The organism is Gemmatimonas aurantiaca (genome assembly GCF_037190085.1).
GTDB classification, from domain to species: domain Bacteria; phylum Gemmatimonadota; class Gemmatimonadetes; order Gemmatimonadales; family Gemmatimonadaceae; genus Gemmatimonas; species Gemmatimonas aurantiaca_A.
Genome location: NZ_JBBCJO010000015.1, coordinates 27,991 through 45,094 on the forward strand (window position 1 = coordinate 27,991; position 17,104 = coordinate 45,094).

Annotated in this window: 12 protein-coding genes; 7 read left to right on the forward strand and 5 right to left on the reverse strand. The window is 64.0% G+C overall.

Annotated features, from left to right (window positions below):
• The first annotated feature begins 5 nt into the window (after positions 1-5).
• From WG208_RS18320 to WG208_RS18330, 3 genes are read left to right on the forward strand one after another with little or no spacing between them, the layout of a single operon-like run.
• Positions 6-782 (forward strand): SDR family oxidoreductase, encoded by a 777-nt coding sequence (locus WG208_RS18320; RefSeq protein WP_337172843.1) that lies wholly within the window; start codon positions 6-8, stop codon positions 780-782.
• On the forward strand, positions 782-1,840 hold the full coding sequence (locus tag WG208_RS18325) for an NAD(P)-dependent oxidoreductase (RefSeq protein WP_337172844.1): 1,059 nt from the start codon (positions 782-784) through the stop codon (positions 1,838-1,840). Before WG208_RS18320 ends, WG208_RS18325 begins: the two co-directional genes overlap by 1 nt.
• Positions 1,837-3,525 carry a dihydroxy-acid dehydratase gene (locus WG208_RS18330; RefSeq protein ID WP_337172845.1) on the forward strand — a complete coding sequence of 563 codons (1,689 nt, stop codon included), beginning with the start codon at positions 1,837-1,839 and terminating at the stop codon, positions 3,523-3,525. Before WG208_RS18325 ends, WG208_RS18330 begins: the two co-directional genes overlap by 4 nt.
• 52 nt (positions 3,526-3,577) lie before the next feature.
• On the opposite strand, the gene WG208_RS18335 is transcribed toward WG208_RS18330, so the two are convergent.
• Positions 3,578-4,063 carry a hypothetical protein gene (locus WG208_RS18335; protein WP_337172846.1) on the reverse strand — a complete coding sequence of 162 codons (486 nt, stop codon included), beginning with the start codon at positions 4,061-4,063 and terminating at the stop codon, positions 3,578-3,580.
• Between the two features lie 81 nt (positions 4,064-4,144).
• On the opposite strand from WG208_RS18335, the gene WG208_RS18340 reads away from it, so the two are divergent.
• A complete protein-coding gene (locus tag WG208_RS18340) occupies positions 4,145-6,226 on the forward strand; it encodes an ATP-binding protein (RefSeq protein WP_337172847.1) in 2,082 nt (693 codons plus the stop codon).
• Here WG208_RS18340 and WG208_RS18345 read toward each other — a convergent pair.
• Positions 6,198-6,776 carry a hypothetical protein gene (locus WG208_RS18345; RefSeq protein ID WP_337172848.1) on the reverse strand — a complete coding sequence of 193 codons (579 nt, stop codon included), beginning with the start codon at positions 6,774-6,776 and terminating at the stop codon, positions 6,198-6,200. The genes WG208_RS18340 and WG208_RS18345 overlap by 29 nt on opposite strands.
• A 236-nt stretch (positions 6,777-7,012) precedes the next feature.
• On the opposite strand from WG208_RS18345, the gene WG208_RS18350 reads away from it, so the two are divergent.
• Entirely contained in the window at positions 7,013-7,702 is a 690-nt protein-coding gene (locus WG208_RS18350) for an OmpW family outer membrane protein (protein WP_337172849.1), read from the forward strand.
• Between the two features lie 123 nt (positions 7,703-7,825).
• The gene (locus tag WG208_RS18355) at positions 7,826-8,923 is read left to right on the forward strand and encodes a dienelactone hydrolase family protein (protein ID WP_337172850.1); all 1,098 of its coding nucleotides are present in this window, start codon (positions 7,826-7,828) and stop codon (positions 8,921-8,923) included.
• Positions 8,924-10,140: 1,217 nt separating this feature from the next.
• Here the strand turns inward: WG208_RS18355 and WG208_RS18360 are convergent.
• The 3 genes from WG208_RS18360 to WG208_RS18370 are packed head-to-tail and all read right to left on the reverse strand — an operon-like array spanning position 10,141 to position 15,619.
• Positions 10,141-10,932 (reverse strand): DUF4397 domain-containing protein, encoded by a 792-nt coding sequence (locus tag WG208_RS18360; RefSeq protein ID WP_337172851.1) that lies wholly within the window; start codon positions 10,930-10,932, stop codon positions 10,141-10,143.
• An 8-nt stretch (positions 10,933-10,940) separates the two neighbouring features.
• On the reverse strand, positions 10,941-12,539 hold the full coding sequence (locus WG208_RS18365; protein WP_337172852.1) for a RagB/SusD family nutrient uptake outer membrane protein: 1,599 nt from the start codon (positions 12,537-12,539) through the stop codon (positions 10,941-10,943).
• A gap of 2 nt (positions 12,540-12,541) precedes the next feature.
• Entirely contained in the window at positions 12,542-15,619 is a 3,078-nt protein-coding gene (locus tag WG208_RS18370) for a SusC/RagA family TonB-linked outer membrane protein (protein WP_337172853.1), read from the reverse strand.
• A gap of 403 nt (positions 15,620-16,022) precedes the next feature.
• Here WG208_RS18370 and rfaD point away from each other — a divergent pair, with 403 nt between their 5' ends.
• Entirely contained in the window at positions 16,023-17,075 is a 1,053-nt protein-coding gene (gene rfaD, locus WG208_RS18375) for an ADP-glyceromanno-heptose 6-epimerase (RefSeq protein WP_337172854.1), read from the forward strand.
• Positions 17,076-17,104 lie beyond the last annotated feature (29 nt).

Below are 17,104 nucleotides of genomic sequence, written 5' to 3' on the forward strand. Positions count from 1 at the left end.
ACACCATGACCACCTGCCCCACGTCTCCCGCTGTCCTCATCACGGGCGCGGCCACCGGCATCGGTGCGGCCTGCGCCACCGCCTTCGCCCGCGCCGGATGGCGTGTGGGTGTCTGTACACTGCCCGATACGCGCGCCGACGCCGATGCCGTCGCCGCGTCCTGTCAGGCGCTCGGCCAGGACGCGCTGGTGGTGGAAGTCGATGTCACCGACGACGCCTCCTGCCGAGCCGCGGCGGTGGCGTTCGAAACGCACATGGGACAGATCGACGGACTCGTGAACTGCGCCGGCACCACCCGCTTCGTGCCGCACGCCGATCTCGAAGCGCTCCCGTCGAGTGAATTCGGACGCACGAACAGCGTCAACGTGCTCGGCACCTTCCAGATGATCCGCGCCTGCCGCGCCGGACTCGAACGCAGCGGTCGGGGCGCCATCGTCAACTATTCGTCCATCGCCGGCATCTCCGGTGTCGGATCGTCGGTGGCATACGCGGCCAGCAAGGGCGCCGTCAGCACCCTCACCATTTCGATGGCCCGCGCGCTCGCACCACACATCCGCGTGAATGCCATTGCGCCAGGATATGTGGCCGGTGGACTGCCCAGCCGGGTCCTCAGCACCGACGCACTCGCCGCCGTGGAAGCGACGTATCTGGAGACACAACCGCTCAAGCGCCTGCTCACCCCCACCGAAGTGGCGGAACTCACCGTGTTTCTCATTGCGGGCCCCGCCGGAATCACCGGCGAGATCATCCGCATGGACAACGGCCTGCATCTGAACGGCTGATGCACGCATCCAACGCCACACCGATGGCCTCCAGCACCGTCTCCATCGGCTTCATCGGCACGGGCCTCATCGGCGCCCCCATGGTGGAGCGTCTGCTCGAATGTGGACGCACGGTGGTGGTGTGGAATCGCTCGCCGGAAAAACTGGCGCCGCTCGTGGCCGCGGGTGCGGTCGTGGCGGAGAGCATGCAGGACCTCGCCCGTCGGGTCGACATCGTCTGCACCTGTCTCACCGACACCAGCGCCGTGGCATCGGTGCTGTTCGGTGCATCGGAAGAGGCATCGAACGGAACGTCGAACGGAACGCCGAACGAAACACCGAACGGCACACCGGGAATCGCGTCGAGCATGCGCGCGGGTCAGCTGCTCGTCGATCTTTCGAGCATCGCTCCCGATGCCACCGCGCGCATGGCCACGCGGCTGACCACCGAATCGGGTGCGCACTGGATCGATGCTCCGGTTTCCGGTGGAGTGCCCGCGGCACGCGCGGGTCGTCTCATCATCTTCGCGGGCGGCCGCGCCGACGACATCGCGCGGGCAGCCCCGGTGTTCGATGCGCTCGCGCAGCGCGTCACGCACATGGGTGACAACGGCGCCGGTCAACTGGCCAAGAGCTGCAATCAGCAGATCGTGGCGTGCAATCTCATGGTGATCGCCGAAACGCTGGCCTTCGCGGAACGCGCCGGTGTCGATGCCTCACGCCTGCCGGCGGCGCTGGCGGGCGGCTTTGCCGACTCGTTGCCATTGCAGATCTTCGGACCACGCATGGCCGCGAACATCGACACACCGCGCCTCGGGGCCGTCGGCACGTTCCGGAAGGATATCGAGCAGGTCGCGCGGCTGGCGGAGGACGTGGGCGCCGACATCCCTGTCACGCGCGCCGCGCTCGCGCGATACCGCGAGGCCCTCTCGCATCCAGACGTCGGCGCCGAAGGAGACGCCTCACGACTCATTCGCATGCTCCGTGGGCCGATGACAGCGCGGGATACCACGGGGGATACTACGCCGGATTCCACTCAGTCGGCCGTGCACACCACACCCGACGGCCCTGCGGCATGACCCGGCGCTTCCGCTCGGCGGCGATCTACGAAGGCACCATCCGCGCCACGACGCACGCCTTCCTCGAGGCATTGGGTCAGAGCGCCGAAGAGATCACCAGGCCGCACATCGGCGTATTCCACACCGGTGGCGAGATGAGCCCGTGCAACATGAACCTGCGCGATCAGGCGCAGCATGCGAAGACGGGCATCTACGCGGGCGGCGGCATGCCCCACGAGTGTCCGGTGGTCTCGGTGTCCGATGGCCTCTCCATCGCCCACAGCGGCATGCGCTACTCGCTGGTGTCGCGTGAACTCATTGCCGACAGCGTGGAAGCGAGCACCGAAGCGCATCAGTGGGACGGTATCTTCGCCATCGGCGGATGCGACAAGAATCTGCCCGGCCTGATGATGGGCATGGTGCGTTGCAACGTGCCCGCGGTGTTCGTGCATGGCGGTGCGGCCCTGCCCGGGCGTTGGAAGGGCCGTGACACCAACGTGGCGGAAACGTACGAGACCATCGGCAAGGTCTTCGCGGGTGAAGCCAGCACGGAAGAACTCGAAGCCCTGGCGCACGCCTGTCTGCCGTCGGCGGGATCGTGCGCCGGACAGTTCACGGCCAACACCATGGGCATGGTGTCGGAAGCCATCGGTCTCGCGCCCATTGGGTCCAGCATGGTGCCCGCGGTCTTCAGCGAACGGGCACCGCTCATGCGCCGCGCCGCGGCCGCACTCATGCGCGCCGTGATGAACGATGCCCCACGTCCACGGGACATCGTGACCCGCGAGGCGCTGGAGAATGCCTGCGCTGTGGTATCGGCCACCGGCGGTTCCACGAATGCGGCGCTGCACATTCCCGCCATCGCGCACGAAGCGGGCATCTCGTTCACGCTCGACGACGTGGCCGCGGTGTTCCGGCGCACACCGCTCATTGCCGATCTGCAGCCTGGTGGACGGTATCTCGCGCGCGACCTCCACTACGCGGGCGGCGCCGGCGTGGTGCTGCGGGCATTGCTCGATGCCGATGCCCTGCACGGACAGTGTCTCACATTCACCGGGCGCACGCTGGCCGAAGAGCTCACCGATGCGGCGCCGGTGGATGGCCGCGTCGTGCATGCCGTGAGCGACGCGCTCTCGATGGACGGCGGCGTCACGGTGCTCACCGGCAACCTCTGTCCCGATGGCGCACTGCTCAAGACGGCCGGACTCGGCACACTCGTGCATCGCGGTCCGGCCCGCGTCTTCGAAAGCGAGGAAGCCGCGCTGGTGGCCGTGCGCGATCGTGCCTACGATGCCGGCGATGTGCTCGTCATCCGCAACGAAGGCCCACGCGGTGGACCGGGCATGCGGGAGATGCTGGGTATCACGGCGCTTCTGTACGGCCAGGGCATGGGCGCCAGAGTCGCGTTGCTCACCGACGGACGATTCAGCGGCGCCACGCGTGGTCTCTGCATCGGACACGCCGGCCCGGAAGCGGCCGACGGCGGCCCCATCGCCGTCCTCCGTGACGGCGACATCATCGCCATCGATGCGCGCCCGGAGGCGCGGCGTATCACGGTCGAACTGTCCGACGAAGCACTCGCATCACGGCTCGCCGGACTCCCATCACATCGGGTACCGCATCATGCGCGGGGTGGCGTGCTGCAGAAATACGTGAAGCTGGTCGGGCCGGCACATCGTGGTGCCACGACGCACAGTGGCCTCTGAAAAACGCACGGGAGAAACGTCTGAGAAAAACGCACCGGCGCAGGACCGCCGCTCAGAACTCCACCAGCCGGTCGCTCGTGTCCCGCGGCGCCGCCGGCTGCGCGGGCATGCACATCACGTACACGTGATAACGCACCTCACCAGGCGCGAGCACACGGGCATCACCGACGGCTTCCTCCGCGTCGGTCATGAGCATCGCCGGTCCGTAGAAGTTGAACAGGCAATCGGCGTTGTCCTTGCGAAACCGCAGTGACGCTTCCGTTGGCGCGTCACGCGGTTCGGGAGTACGCACCCACCCGGAAGCACGCACCCGCTCGTAGAAATACACCGCTTCCGGCTGCACCCCACGTGTCGTACCGCCCGCAGCCGTGATCCGGCATCCCGTCTGTCGTTTGCGGGTGCGCCAGTCGTTCACGGTATCCGGCTCGATGACGGTTTTCATCTGGCGATCGGTACGCAGAAACGCGTCCGCCGCCACACACAGAGGATGTGCGACCTGCGTCACACCCGTCTTCGCACCTGCCGGTGGCGGTGTCATGAACATCGCTCCCGACACCGCAAGCAGGAATGCGGAAACCAGCCCGTTCGTTATCATATCTGAAAACTGTCCGATGTCCGTATGCCAAATCAACCTCGCGACAACCGCTTCGCCATTCTCCTGAACTGGATCGCGCCACCGGCTGGCTCCCCTGTGGACGCCTGGCGGCGGCGCATCTTTTCCGCCCTGCTGCTCTGGCTGACGGTCCTTGGGCTGATAGCCTACGTCCCCAGCATGCTGCTGGCCCTGCGCATCGGCGACTACGATGTGGTGGCGCTGGACACGGCGGCCTACACCTTGATCGTCATCGCGCTGTTCGCACGTCGTCTGCCTTTTGCGACGCGCGCCACGGTCCTCGCCACGCTGCCACTCGCGCTGGGCAGCTACTTTCTGTTCGGTTACGGACTCGATGCCGTGGCGCCCGTGTGGCTGGTGGTCTTTCCGGTGTTCACGGCGACACTGATCGGACGACGCGCGGCACTGCTGGCCACCGCGATCGTGGCGTTCGTCTACATCATGGCCACGGTGGCGGTGGCCAAGGGCGCACTGGCGTGGGCGGCGCACAATCCCCAGACGCTCTCGATGATGGTGGTGAACGGCATCATCACCGTGCTGCTGGCCGCTGCGCTCTCGCTCGCCATCACCGCCATCTTCGATGGACTGGCCCGCGAGGCCCTGGCCCGCGCCGCGGCCGAGGAAGCCTCGGTGCGCATTGCCCATGCCATCAATCAGAGCGATGGCTACGTCCTGCTGCTCAACATCGACGGATCGATCGCCACCACCAATCTCGCCGCGCAACGGCTGCTGACCACCGAAACCATTCCGTGGGACGATGCTCCCTGGACCATCGTCCGGGCGGGCTCACCCTGGGCCGGCACCTGCGACTGGAAACGGGCCGACGGTTCGGTCATGCAGCTCTCGGGCACCATCTCGCTCGTGCGCGACGAACAGGGCACCGTGACGCAGTTGCTGGCCACCCTGCGCGACGTGGGTCGCGAGCGGTTTCTCGAAGCGCGACTGGAACAGGGGCAACGCCTGGCCGCCATCGGCACACTCGCCGGCGGCATTGCGCACGATTTCAACAATCTGCTGCAACCCATCCTCAGCAACACCGAGGCCGCCCGCACACAACTGCCCGACGACAGCGACGCCACCCCCTTTCTCGATGATGTGAAGCAGGCGGCGGAACGTGCCCGCACGCTCGTACGACGCATTCTGAGTTTCACCCGCTCCGATCTGCAGGAACGACGCGCCCTCGATCTGGGGGAACTGCTGACGGAGACGGAACGCCTGTTGCGCGCCACGTTGCCCGGATGGGTGCAACTGCGGTGTGTCAGTGAGCCCTCCGTGGTCGTGCGGGCCGAGGCCGGCGAGATCCAGCAGGTGCTGCTGAACCTCGCGACGAACGCGGCCCATGCGATGCCCAACGGCGGCACACTGCACATCTCGGCGTCGGGAGTTCCCGTGCGCGACGATCCCGTGCTCGCCAGTGCATTCGGCGGCGAGCAGTTCGTCGCCGCCTTGCAGGTGAAGGACACCGGCACGGGCATGGACGAGGCCACCATCGCCAGAGCCTTCGAACCGTTCTTCACCACCAAATCGGTGGGACGCGGTACGGGACTCGGGTTGGCCATGGTGCACACCACCGTCACGGCGTTGGGCGGCATCGTCGTGCCACACAGCCGGCCGGGTGCCGGCACCACGATGGCGATCTATCTGCCACTGATGCACAGCGTGCAGACACAGCCCGTGCGCGCATCGCGCGAAGGCATGTCCGGTGTGGCACACGGGAGGCGGCACATTCTGGTGGTGGACGACGAATTTGCGGTCCTCACGGCCGCGCGGCGCGTTCTCGAACGCCTGGGATGGAAGGTGACCGCCCTTGGCGATCCGCAGGAAGCCGCCGCCTGTCTGGCGGAAGACGGTGCGTCCTTCGATTGCCTCATGACCGATCTGGCCATGCCCGGGATGTCCGGGGTGCAACTGGCGACAATCGCCGCGCAGCTGCACCCCACCCTTCCGATCATTCTCACCACGGGCTACCTCGATCACGAACTGCAGCCCGGCGATCAGCAGCGCATCAGCATCGTATTGCCGAAGCCTTTCACCGGATCGGAGCTGGAACAGGCGTTGTTCACCGCCTGCGCCCACCGCCGCGGGTGATCACGATCGGCACACCGACATATCCGGTATAGAACGGCCGGTAACCGAAGGCGCCCATCCCGCCGTACCCCCACGGGCCATACGCTCCATAGAACCACGGATCGAAATACGGATAGTTCGCGTATCGCGCGCGTCCGTCACGATCGTTCTGCTGCACTTCGAGCGGAGCGACCGCCACCGAGGCGTTGCCCTGCACGTCCTTGCAGCTGCGCTTGTCCTTCTCGGCCTTGGCCACGAGCTTGTCGTCCACCCACAAGGCCACGTCTTCCTTCGACGTCGACGTGAACTGGACCTGCTCGTGCGCGGCAACGGTGAGCCGGGTCTTGTCGTTCGCCTTGTCGACGGCGAGTTCGACATCGACCGGTCGTTCGCCATCGTTGCGCAACACGAAGTTGTTGTCGCACAGGTACCCGAAGGTGAGACGACGGGTATCGGCCACCTGGCTGCGGGTGACGTCGGTGATCTGTGCGTACGCCGGAACCGCACCCATGGTGATGATCGCGGCGCCGATCGCCCCGGCGATGGCCGCATGGTATCTGGATATCTGCATGATTCCCTCCTCCTGCCCATGAGACACCGCGGAGTGCGGTTACCCTATCATCCCCGGTCATCATTTCGGTCGCATGTTCATGATGAACGCCGACGTTCTGTCAGGTATTTACCCGACAGAACGCATGTCGCGGAGAAGGCTACGTTGGCGGGTCCGGTCACGGCTGCATGTGCAGCATGTACAGTGTTGTTTCTCACGACCGGATGCCCTTCTTCTCCGATACGGGAGTCGTCTTCATGCGGACATCAGGCGTCACGCCGTTCCGTCATCGTTTCATTCCGCGTTTCATTTCCAGTTTCATTCCGCTCGCATTCGCCGTCGCCGTGATTTCGTCGGTGCTCGTCGCGGTTCCAGCTGCCGCGCAGAGCACCGAAGGCTCGTGGATGATCCGCATACGGGCACTTTCTCTCACCGCCGCCGACAAGTCGGACGCGATTCCGTCACTGGGCGTGCCGGCCGACAGGATCACGGTCAGCGACAAGATATTTCCCGATGTCGACGTGAGCTGGTTCTTCGCGAAACACCTGGCGACGGAACTCGTTCTCACGTATCCGCAGCAGCATGACGTGAAATTGAACGGCACGAAGATCGGCAGCTTCAAGCATCTTCCGCCCACCCTGCTTCTGCAGTATCACCTGCTCCCCGATGGACTCGTCCGGCCGTATATCGGCGCGGGTGTGAATCTCACGCTCATCTCCGATGTCGATATCGCCGTGGCCAACGTCGGCAAACTCGATCTCGAAAAGAGTTCGGTGGGTGTGGCGGGACAGGTGGGGGCGGACATCCGTCTGTTGCCGGGCAAGTTTCTCAACCTCGACCTCAAGAAAGTCACCATCGGATCGGACGTTCTGCTGAACGGGAAAAAAGTCTCGGCGGTGGGTGTCGATCCCTGGCTCGCCAGCATCGGGTTCGGCGTGCGCTTCTGAGTACCGCGCGGCGTCGACCGGGCGTTGCGGGGGCTCTCCAGAGGCTCCCGTAGCGCCTCCTGAGGTGGGAATTGCCGTGTTACATTTCGCAGGCTGTTCCCACCTTTTGCGAGGACGTTCCCGATGTCCCGTCGGCTTTCCCTGCCGTTTCTGCTCCTGGTGGCCGGAGCCTGCACCGTGCAGCGCTCGGCCCCGCCCGCCTCCAAGGCCCTGGCCCGTACCGGTGCACCCGAGGCCGGCGACGTTTCCGGCCTGCACACGGCGCAGCACACCCGAGGCCCGTCGGCCGACGCCATGGATGACCACATGGCGCACATGAGCGCGGCCGATCTGGCGGCGCCGCAAGTCACCGCGGCGACCACGTTCCAGGATCTCAGCCTGCCGGCGTCCAACAACGCGGCCGCCGAACGGCTGAAGAATTCACCGCGTCACGCGGAATGGGTGAAAATCCCCATGGCCGGCACGCCCGACACGCTGATGGCCTGGGTGGTGTATCCCTTTGCGAAGGACAGCCGGCAGAAGGCGCCGGTGGTGGTGGTGGTGCACGAGATCTTCGGCCTCTCCACCTGGGTGCGCGGTGTGGCCGATCAGGTCGCGGCGGACGGGTTCATCGCCATCGCGCCCGACTTCCTGTCGCGCGCCCGCGGTGGCCCGAGCTCGGTGGAACTCAACGCGGACACGGCGCGGCGCATCATCGCCGGTGTGAACACGACCGAGCGCAACCAGATCATCAACGCCGCCGCCAACTACGCGATGATGCTGCCGAGTGCGCAGCAGAAGTACGCGGTGATCGGGTACTGCTGGGGTGGGCAGACGGTGTTCGCGCATGCCGTGAACGGCGGCGTGAAGGGCTTCTCGGGTGGCGTGGCGTTTTACGGCGCGCCATACACGAAGGGGGGTACCCCGGCCACGGCGACCACGGCCGCGGTGCCGGCGTCGGTGGACGCCGATTCGATCAGGAAGATCTCGAAGCCGGTCATGCTGCTCAACGGCAGCAAGGATGCGCGTATCGGCGCGATGATGCCGGAGATCGAGTCCTTGATGAAGGCGAACGGCAAGACGTACGAAGCGCGGAACTACGAAGGCGCGGTGCACGGCTTCCTGCGTGCGCAGGGCGATCCCAAGCCCACGCGTGACGAAGCCGAGGAAGCGGCGAACATCGCGGCGACCAAGGATGGCTGGCCGCGGACGCTGGCGTTTCTGCGGAAGAATCTGAAGTGAACTAGTCTCACATTGTGAGACCTCCCCACCTGCCTCGCTATCGCATCGGGCAGGTGGGGAAATGAACGAGATACTGTGCTCTATCGAGGCCGTGGGATTGAGTCGAGAAATGCGAGGATCTGCTCATCGGATGGGGTCGTCGAGAACCGCCATCCATTGATGACGACCGTCGGAGTACCCTCCAGTGCCATCGCATCCCCCAGAGCACGCCCCTGCGTGATACGGGGAAAACTGACCGTATCCTGAACGCATCGGTTGAAGCGGGACGTGTCGCCCACCCCAGCCTCCCGAGCATAGTCTGCCCATGCCTTCAGGCCGAATGAATCCTGCTTGGCGTAAGCAGCCTCGACGAACCTTGCGGACGCACCAACACTGTCGGCACACTCCAACGCCCGCGACGCCAAGCGGGAAAACCGATGGATGCTCAACGGGAAATGGACGAACAAGACGTTGAAGCGCGCTCCCCTCTCGTGTTCCAGGGAATGCAGTCGACTATGGAGTCGCTTGCACGCGGGGCACTCCAAGTCTGCAAAGGTGAGGATCGTCCGACGCTCATCCGGCTGTCCAAGACTTACGCTCGCGCCACGGATCTCATCCCAGTTGTTGATAGGCACTGGAGGGCCCGGCGCTCCAACTCGCGGTACCTCTGGTGCAACGAAAAATTCGCGCCTGATCAGCAGCCCCACGATCACCATTGCACAAACCGTCAACACCACCGAGAGCGTTCTCTCCATGGTCGGAGCCATAGACCCTCCGTGAAAAGCGGATGTAGGTTCGCGAGCTGGCGATGCCACAGTCTGCCAGTGTGGCATCGCGTGCTACTGACCATCAGGGGGCCGTACACTGGAGGAAAGATTGATTTGTTCCGCACAACGCATGCGCATCGACGCACTCAAGGAGTATAGGGCATGCGGGGTTGTTATTCGCGCAGGCCGCGTTTGCGTCCTCTTCTGTTGGACAGACGTCCTTGGGATAGCACGTGTAACACGACAATGCTACCGGGAGTGGCTTCGCCGTTTGAGGCGAGAGAAGAGCCATCAACCCCAGCACACATACGATGGCAGGTTTTGCCAGTGGACGTAGCGCCATGCTCCTACCCTCCTTGAGATGGAAATGTGAAACGGATTGTTTGGCAGACACAGCAACAGAGACCTGCGCGCCGGCCGCCAATGGATTTGACGGCCGGCAACTACTCCCTTCAGGAAGAAGGGATCTTCCTACCTATTCGACGTGAAGTCCAGAAATGCCCGGTTGGTCGCCGTGGTGCCGCCAACCGTGATGTCACCGCGGGAGCTGATGCTGTAGACCCGGCCACTGCCAAACGTCACGCCGGTGCGGGTATACGTGACCGGATTGGCTCCGGTGGTGGTGGCGGTGAGGTCATAGATGCCCCCTGGCAGCGACACAAATGCACCGGCAGCCTTGTACGCGACACCATTGCCGATCGTCACGGTGGTCCCGGTGGTCTGCTCGCGCGCAGTCAGCGTGGTCGGCGTCGAGTTCGAGATGGCATTCACGAACCGCACCTGCGCCTGCGTGTAGTCGGAAGTCGCCGGAACGTTGTCCTCGATCACGAAGGCTTCCACCGTCTTCGCCGTGGTGTTGTAGAAACCACTGATGTACATCGAGTACGCCTTGCCGTCGGCCAACGATGCGGCCACCGTGGAAACCGCCAAATCCTTGTCCGCGGCAGCTGCGATGCGCCCGGTGAAGGTGTACTGGCCGGGCTGCAACGCCGAGTAGAACCCGCCCCCTCCAACGCCACCATACGCCACGCCGGTCGTGGCCTCGGTGCCCGTGGCCGACAGGACCGCTGTGACCTTGTCGTTGTTGGCGTAGAAGTTCACACCCGGTGCATTCACACCGAAGTTGAAGAACCTGATGCGGGCTCCCGGCATCGTGCCCGTGATATCCTGCACCGCGTTTTTCTCGCACGCCGCCAGCGCGACGGCGCACAGCAGCATCGTCACCGACCGCAGGGATCGGATGAAAGTTCTGTTGGTCGTCATGTGTCGGTTTACGGTTGGGTGATCCAGAGCGGCTTTGTGTGGTAGTCCAGGGCCAGTCCACCGATGGCATCGAGCCCGGGGCGGTTCCAGACGTATTCCGAGTTGTAACGCGGACGGATGCGCTGCACGACCTTACCGCCATTGTCGGCGTAGAGCAGCGTGGTATTCGGCGGGGTGAAGCCCGGGAACACCTGCATGCCGCTGGCCGGATCGACATCGGTGTAGTGGTAGCGGCGCATATCCATCCACAACTCGTTGTGCGCCCACGCCCACTGCGCGATGTATTTCTGCGACATGATGTGGGTGAGTGTGAGCGCCCCCGGCGTACTGGGCACCGCCGCACTGGACATGTACGCGGTCTGCTCCGCCGTGCTGATCGGCGTCGGGTACTGACCATCGTCGGTGTTGCGGGCGTTCACGAACAGCAGGTGCGCCTGTACGCCGTTGCGGAATGCCGTGAGCGCCGTGGCCTTGTCACCCATGCGATAGGCCGCTTCCGCCTTGATGAACTGCAACTGCGAATACGTCATGGCCGGCATGCGGGTCTTGTCCGAGAAGATGTACTTGCTCGGCAGGCCCTGCCCGCCCGTCCCGACGTATCCGAAGAAGTTGTTGGGGATGACGGTCGGTGCCGTGGAGGGGAACGCCGTGCTGCCCACGACCGTGACATCGTAGCCGCGGTACTGCCCATCCGGCGACGGAGAGAGCATACGACTCATGCGCGGATCGACGACACCACCGAACTGCGTGCCGTTCATGAGTTCCACGACGAACTTGGTCTGGCGGTACGAACGGAGGTTGTCGCGCGTCCAGCCGTAGAAGTTGCGATCGTCGTTGACCAAGGCGGGATAGGCCTCCAGGGCGTCGTCCGCATTGCTGGCGAACGACTTGTCCACGGCGGCGATGACATCGGCCGGCTTGTAGGAGGCCTTGTTGCTGAAGTGGTTCAACTGCATGGCCTGCAGGCCGTAGGCGAACTTGAGCCACTTGGTGCGATCACCGCCGTAGATGATGTCCGTACGGCCGAGATAGCTGGCATCCACAGCCCCGTCGGTGCGTTGCAACAGCTCGATGGCCTTCTTCAGCAGGCGGTCGACTTCCTGGTACGCGTACTCCTGAGAGTCATAGCCGAAGCTGAACGACGCGCCCTGATTGAAGGCTTCCTTGATGATGATCTCGCCGTGCGTGTCGGTGAGCGCCAACCAGCCCCAGGCCTTGAGGATGTGTCCCACACCCAGCAGGTCCCAGCGCTCCTCGGCTTCGGCCTTTGTCATCATATCGACGAGATTCTGCCCCATGCTCCAGTACACGTCACGCCACTGCTGCGCCCCGTTGTCGCTGCTGGGATCATACCCCATGCGATCCCAGGTGCTGAGCGTGGTGCCCGGCAGCGTCCATTGCTGCGTGTAACGGCCCACGAAGCGCCCTTCGAAGAGCGGCGACGTGACCATCCAGTGCAGCATCGGCGAGAGATAGAGATTGGCCGATACTGTTTCCGGACCGTTGGGGTTGGTGTTGACGTCGAGGAATTTCTCGCACCCACTGGCCAGCGTGAGCGAGCCGGCCAGCATGGCGCCGGCCATCAGTTTCGAGAGGGAGGTCCGCATGATCAATACCCCACCTTGAGGCTGAGCGCGATACCACGCGGCATCGGGAAGTTGCCGAAGTCGATGCCGACACCGCCTGAGCCGCCGACCGCGGCGGTGTTGCCGTTCACGATGGGATCCAGACCGGAGTAATTGGTGAACACGAAGAGATCGGTCAGTGTGAGCGCCAGGCTGGCATCCCGCGCCTTGAGCAGGCGGGGCGGCAGATTGTAGCGCAGCGTGAGGTCACGCAGACGGAACCAGTTGATGTCCTTCTCGATGAAGAGTTCTTCGCTCATGTTGACGTAGTAGCCCGTCTGCACCGCCGGAATGACGACGATGGTGTTCTTCGTAGGCGTGGGTGAATTCTCCTTGCCATCACGCATCACACCATCGATGACCCGAGGCTGTTCCCGATCCAGCGTGCGCTCCGTCAGACCGCGTGTCGTGAGGAAGTGCTGGGTTCCGTTGAGCACATCGCCACCGCGACGGACATCGAGCAGGAAGCTCAACGTGAAGTTCTTCGTTCGGAACGTATTGGTTACGCCCAGCGTGTAGTCCGGCTGACGATCGTATCCCGCGTCGACGTAGTTCGCGTTGATGAGCGGAAGGCCCGTGGTGGGATCGATCAGCAGCTTCCCTTCGTTGTTGCGCAGGTAGAACCGGCCGGTCATGGAGCGCGTGGAAGTTCCCGGCATCACCCCAGGCCGTATGAAGCCATACAACCAGCCATCGGAGATGTACGACTCGGGCACACCATTCGGCAGCGAGAGCACCTTGCCGCGCGAGCGGTCGAAGTTCGCCAGGATATCCCAGGAGAACTGCGGTTTGCGGATCATCTGTCCCGTTACCGACACTTCCAAGCCGGTGTTGCGCGTATCAGCGCCGTTCAGATTGAACAGGACGAAGCCGGTGGCGTAACTGCCACGGATATCGTTGACGATCTGCTTGGAGGTTTCCTTCTTGTACGTCGTGATGTCGACATTGAGTCGGCTGTCGAAGAACCCGAGGTCGGCGCCATACTCGTACGAAGTGGCAAATTCCGGCTCCAGCAGCACGTTCGGCCCGGTGAATCCGTAGCCGTAACCACCCTTGGTGGTGGTCTTGTATTCGAGCGACGGCCGGAAGGCATACGGACGCGCGTCCCTGCCCACATCGGCCCTGCCGCCACGCAGGCGGGCGGACGACATCACCGACTTGAGCGCGGGAAAGGCGTCGGTGACCACGAAGCTGGCGTTCACCGACGGATAGAAGAACGAGTTCCGCTCAACCGGAATGGTGGACGTCCAGTCGTTCCGGCCCGCCACGGTGACGTAGAGATAGTCGTCCCAGCCCACCACCGCCTGTGCATACAGGCCTACCTGACGACGCTGGGAAATCGTGCTGCGACTGAGCCGGGAGACCGTGTTGTTGATCGACACGAAATTCGGATCGAGGAAATTCATGCCCTGCGCGGCCTGTGTGTTCGACTTGGTGTCGTTGATCTGATTCCCGATCAGGCCGGTGATGGACAGCTTGTTGGTGAGTTGCTGTCGATTGAAGTTGAGAACGGTCTGCGCGTTGATGTTGCGGACCACGTCGGTCGCAATATCGAGCACGCCGTTGTTGTTGAAGCCGATGCCCGCCGTTTCGGGATGACGGAGAATCTGGTTCTCGTTGGTATACCCGTCCTGCCCCACGTTGAAACGCAGATTGCCCCAGCTCACCGGCGAGAGGACCAGGCCCAGATTCGCCACGAGACGATTGGTCTTGGAGTTGACCGTGTTCTTGCGCACACTGAAGTACGGATTGTCCTGCTCGGACGAAGCGGCAAGCGCCGTGATGCGACGGCGCTGCCCCGATGGCGTGAGATAGTCCTTCGCGTTGTCCGTCTGCGGCCACAACAGGAGTCCGATCAGCGGACCATTCCCGCCCTTGAGCGCCTGATCGTTGTCCGACAACGACCACTGCATGGACAGATCCGTGCGCAACCAGGACGCCACCTGGGCCTGGGTGGCGCCGGTGAGGTTGTAGCGGGTGAGACCCGCGCCCGGCACAATGGACGGGTTGTCGGTGGCGGCGGCACCGATGCGATAGTTGAGACGACCATCGCTGTTGCCACCGCTGAACATCAGATTGTGCTGCTGCGAGACGGCCGTCTTGAAGAAACCGTCGACGTTGTCGTAGAACGTCGTCCCCGCGGGATACGGCGCCCCGAAATACGCGAAGGAGCCGATCAGGTCACCGGTCTGCGTGGAGGGTCCGTAAACGCGCTGTATCTCGGGGCGGCCCCGCGGGGCGTCCGTGCGGATGTTGTTGACGTAGTTCCACCCGTTCGTTCCCGCCTGCCCCCGCTTCGTCGTGATCACGATGGCGCCGTTGGCGGCATCGATGCCGTAAAGGGCGGCCGCTTCCGGGCCCTTCAGCACCACCATCGTCTCGATGTCTTCGGGGTTGATGTCGGCCGCACGGTTCGTGAAGTCGAGACCGCGATTGGCGAAGGCCGTCTGCGAATTCGGCGCATCGGCCGCCAGTTGCTGGGTGTTCAGCGTCTTGTTGTCCAACGGCAGACCGTCCACGATCATCAGCGGCTGATTGCTGCTGCTGATGGAACTCACACCACGGATCGTGATCGAGGACGACGCACCCGGCATGCCCGAGGAACTCGTCACCTCGACACCTGCCACGCGCCCCTGCAACCCGTTGATGAAGTTCTCGCGACCCGTCTGCGCGACGTCGGCACCCACCACGGTCTGCTGTGACACGCCGAGGGTACGCTGCACCGCCGTCTGCCCGAGCGCCGTCACCACCATGGCGTCGAGATTCGTTGCCGACTTCTCGAGGGTCACGTTGATCAGACTGCTCGTGCCTACGGTGCGTTCCTGCATGCCGTAGCCGATCAGCCGGAATTGCAGCACCTGTCCCTGTGCGGCGCGAATGGTGTAGTCGCCGTTGGCGTTGGTCTGCGCGACCGTGGATGTGCCCTTGATGCCGACCGAAACACCGGACAAGGGCACGCTGCCGTCTCTGGTGACCTTGCCGGTCACGGCCGGTTGCTGAGCCATCGCCTGCGTGGCGATGAGGGCGGTGCCGAGCAGCACCGCCAGGACGCGTTTCTTCATCGTGAAGAGGCCAAGTGGAGGGGACCAGTCGGACGGCCGGGAAACGCCGACAGGCGGAGTGGAACCGGGGGCGCACACGCGAACAGGAATTGCGATTCACCTGTGGAGAGTGACTCCCGTACCAATGGGCCTAACTTGAGTGCACGCTCACGCACTGTCAAACGTCCCATGGGACTTCCCGGTGAGCCCTCCCGTAGAACTCACGTTTCGATGGGCATCCTGCACGCTTGAGCCTGTCCTATTCTGTCACACAATGGGACCAATCGCTCACTGGTAAGCCAATGGTCCCATCTCACAGGTGAGGCGAATCGTGTGACACGATCAACCCCGAAAGACCCGCGCACACAGCGGTGTGGGGCGTTTCACCGTGACCCAGGCCCTGCGGCGCGAGTAGTTTCTCCGCATGATCGAGACGACTTCCGCCCACCCACGGCCTGTCCTGCCACTCCCCGCCACACTCGAAACCCTGCCCCGGCGGGTACTCGTCACGGGTGGTGCGGGATTCATCGGCAGCGCGCTCGTCTGGGCGCTCAATCAGCAGGGCGTGGACCGCATCGTGGTCGCCGACCGCCTCGGCCAGGACGAGAAGTGGCGCAACCTCGTGCCGCTGCGCTTCGAGGACTATCTCGAAGCCGACGATCTCTTTGCCCGACTCGGGTCGGGGGCCCTGGGCGATTTTGATCTCGTGCTGCATCTGGGCGCCTGCTCCGCCACCACCGAACTCGATGCGACGTATCTCGCCCGCAACAACTTCGAGTTCACCAAACATCTCGCGCACTGGGCCCTCGCCCACGGTGCGCGGTTCGTGTATGCCTCCAGCGCCGCCACGTACGGCGATGGCGCGCACGGCATGGACGACACCGACAATGCGCCGGCCGCGCTCACCCGCCTGCGGCCGCTCAATGCGTACGGCTACTCGAAACATCTCTTCGATCAGTACGCCGCCCAGGCCGGCATCCTGCGGCAACTCGTGGGCCTCAAGTATTTCAACGTGTACGGTCCCAACGAAGCACACAAAGGCGAGATGCGCTCGCTCGTGCACAAGGCGTTCGGACAGATCCTCGAGACCGGCAGCGTGCGACTGTTCCGCTCTCACCGTCCCGACTACAGGGACGGCGAACAGCAACGCGATTTCCTGTACGTGAAGGACGCCGTGGCCATGACACTGTATCTGGCCATGGCGCCGGCGGCGGGTGGCCTCTACAACATCGGCAGCGGTCATGCGCACTCCTGGCTCGAACTCACCGGCGCGCTGTTTGCCGCCCTGGGACGCGACCCGCGCATCGAGTTCATCGATATCCCCGAGTCCATCCGCGCGAAGTACCAGTACCACACGAAGGCCGCCATCGCGAAGCTGCGCGCCGCCGGATACGGCGCGCCCGTGACGCCGCTGGCCGATGCCGTGAAAGACTACGTGCAGAACTATCTCACCGGCGACCGCCGTCTCGGTGACTGATCTGCCGGGGCGGCTTTCGCGATGGTTCC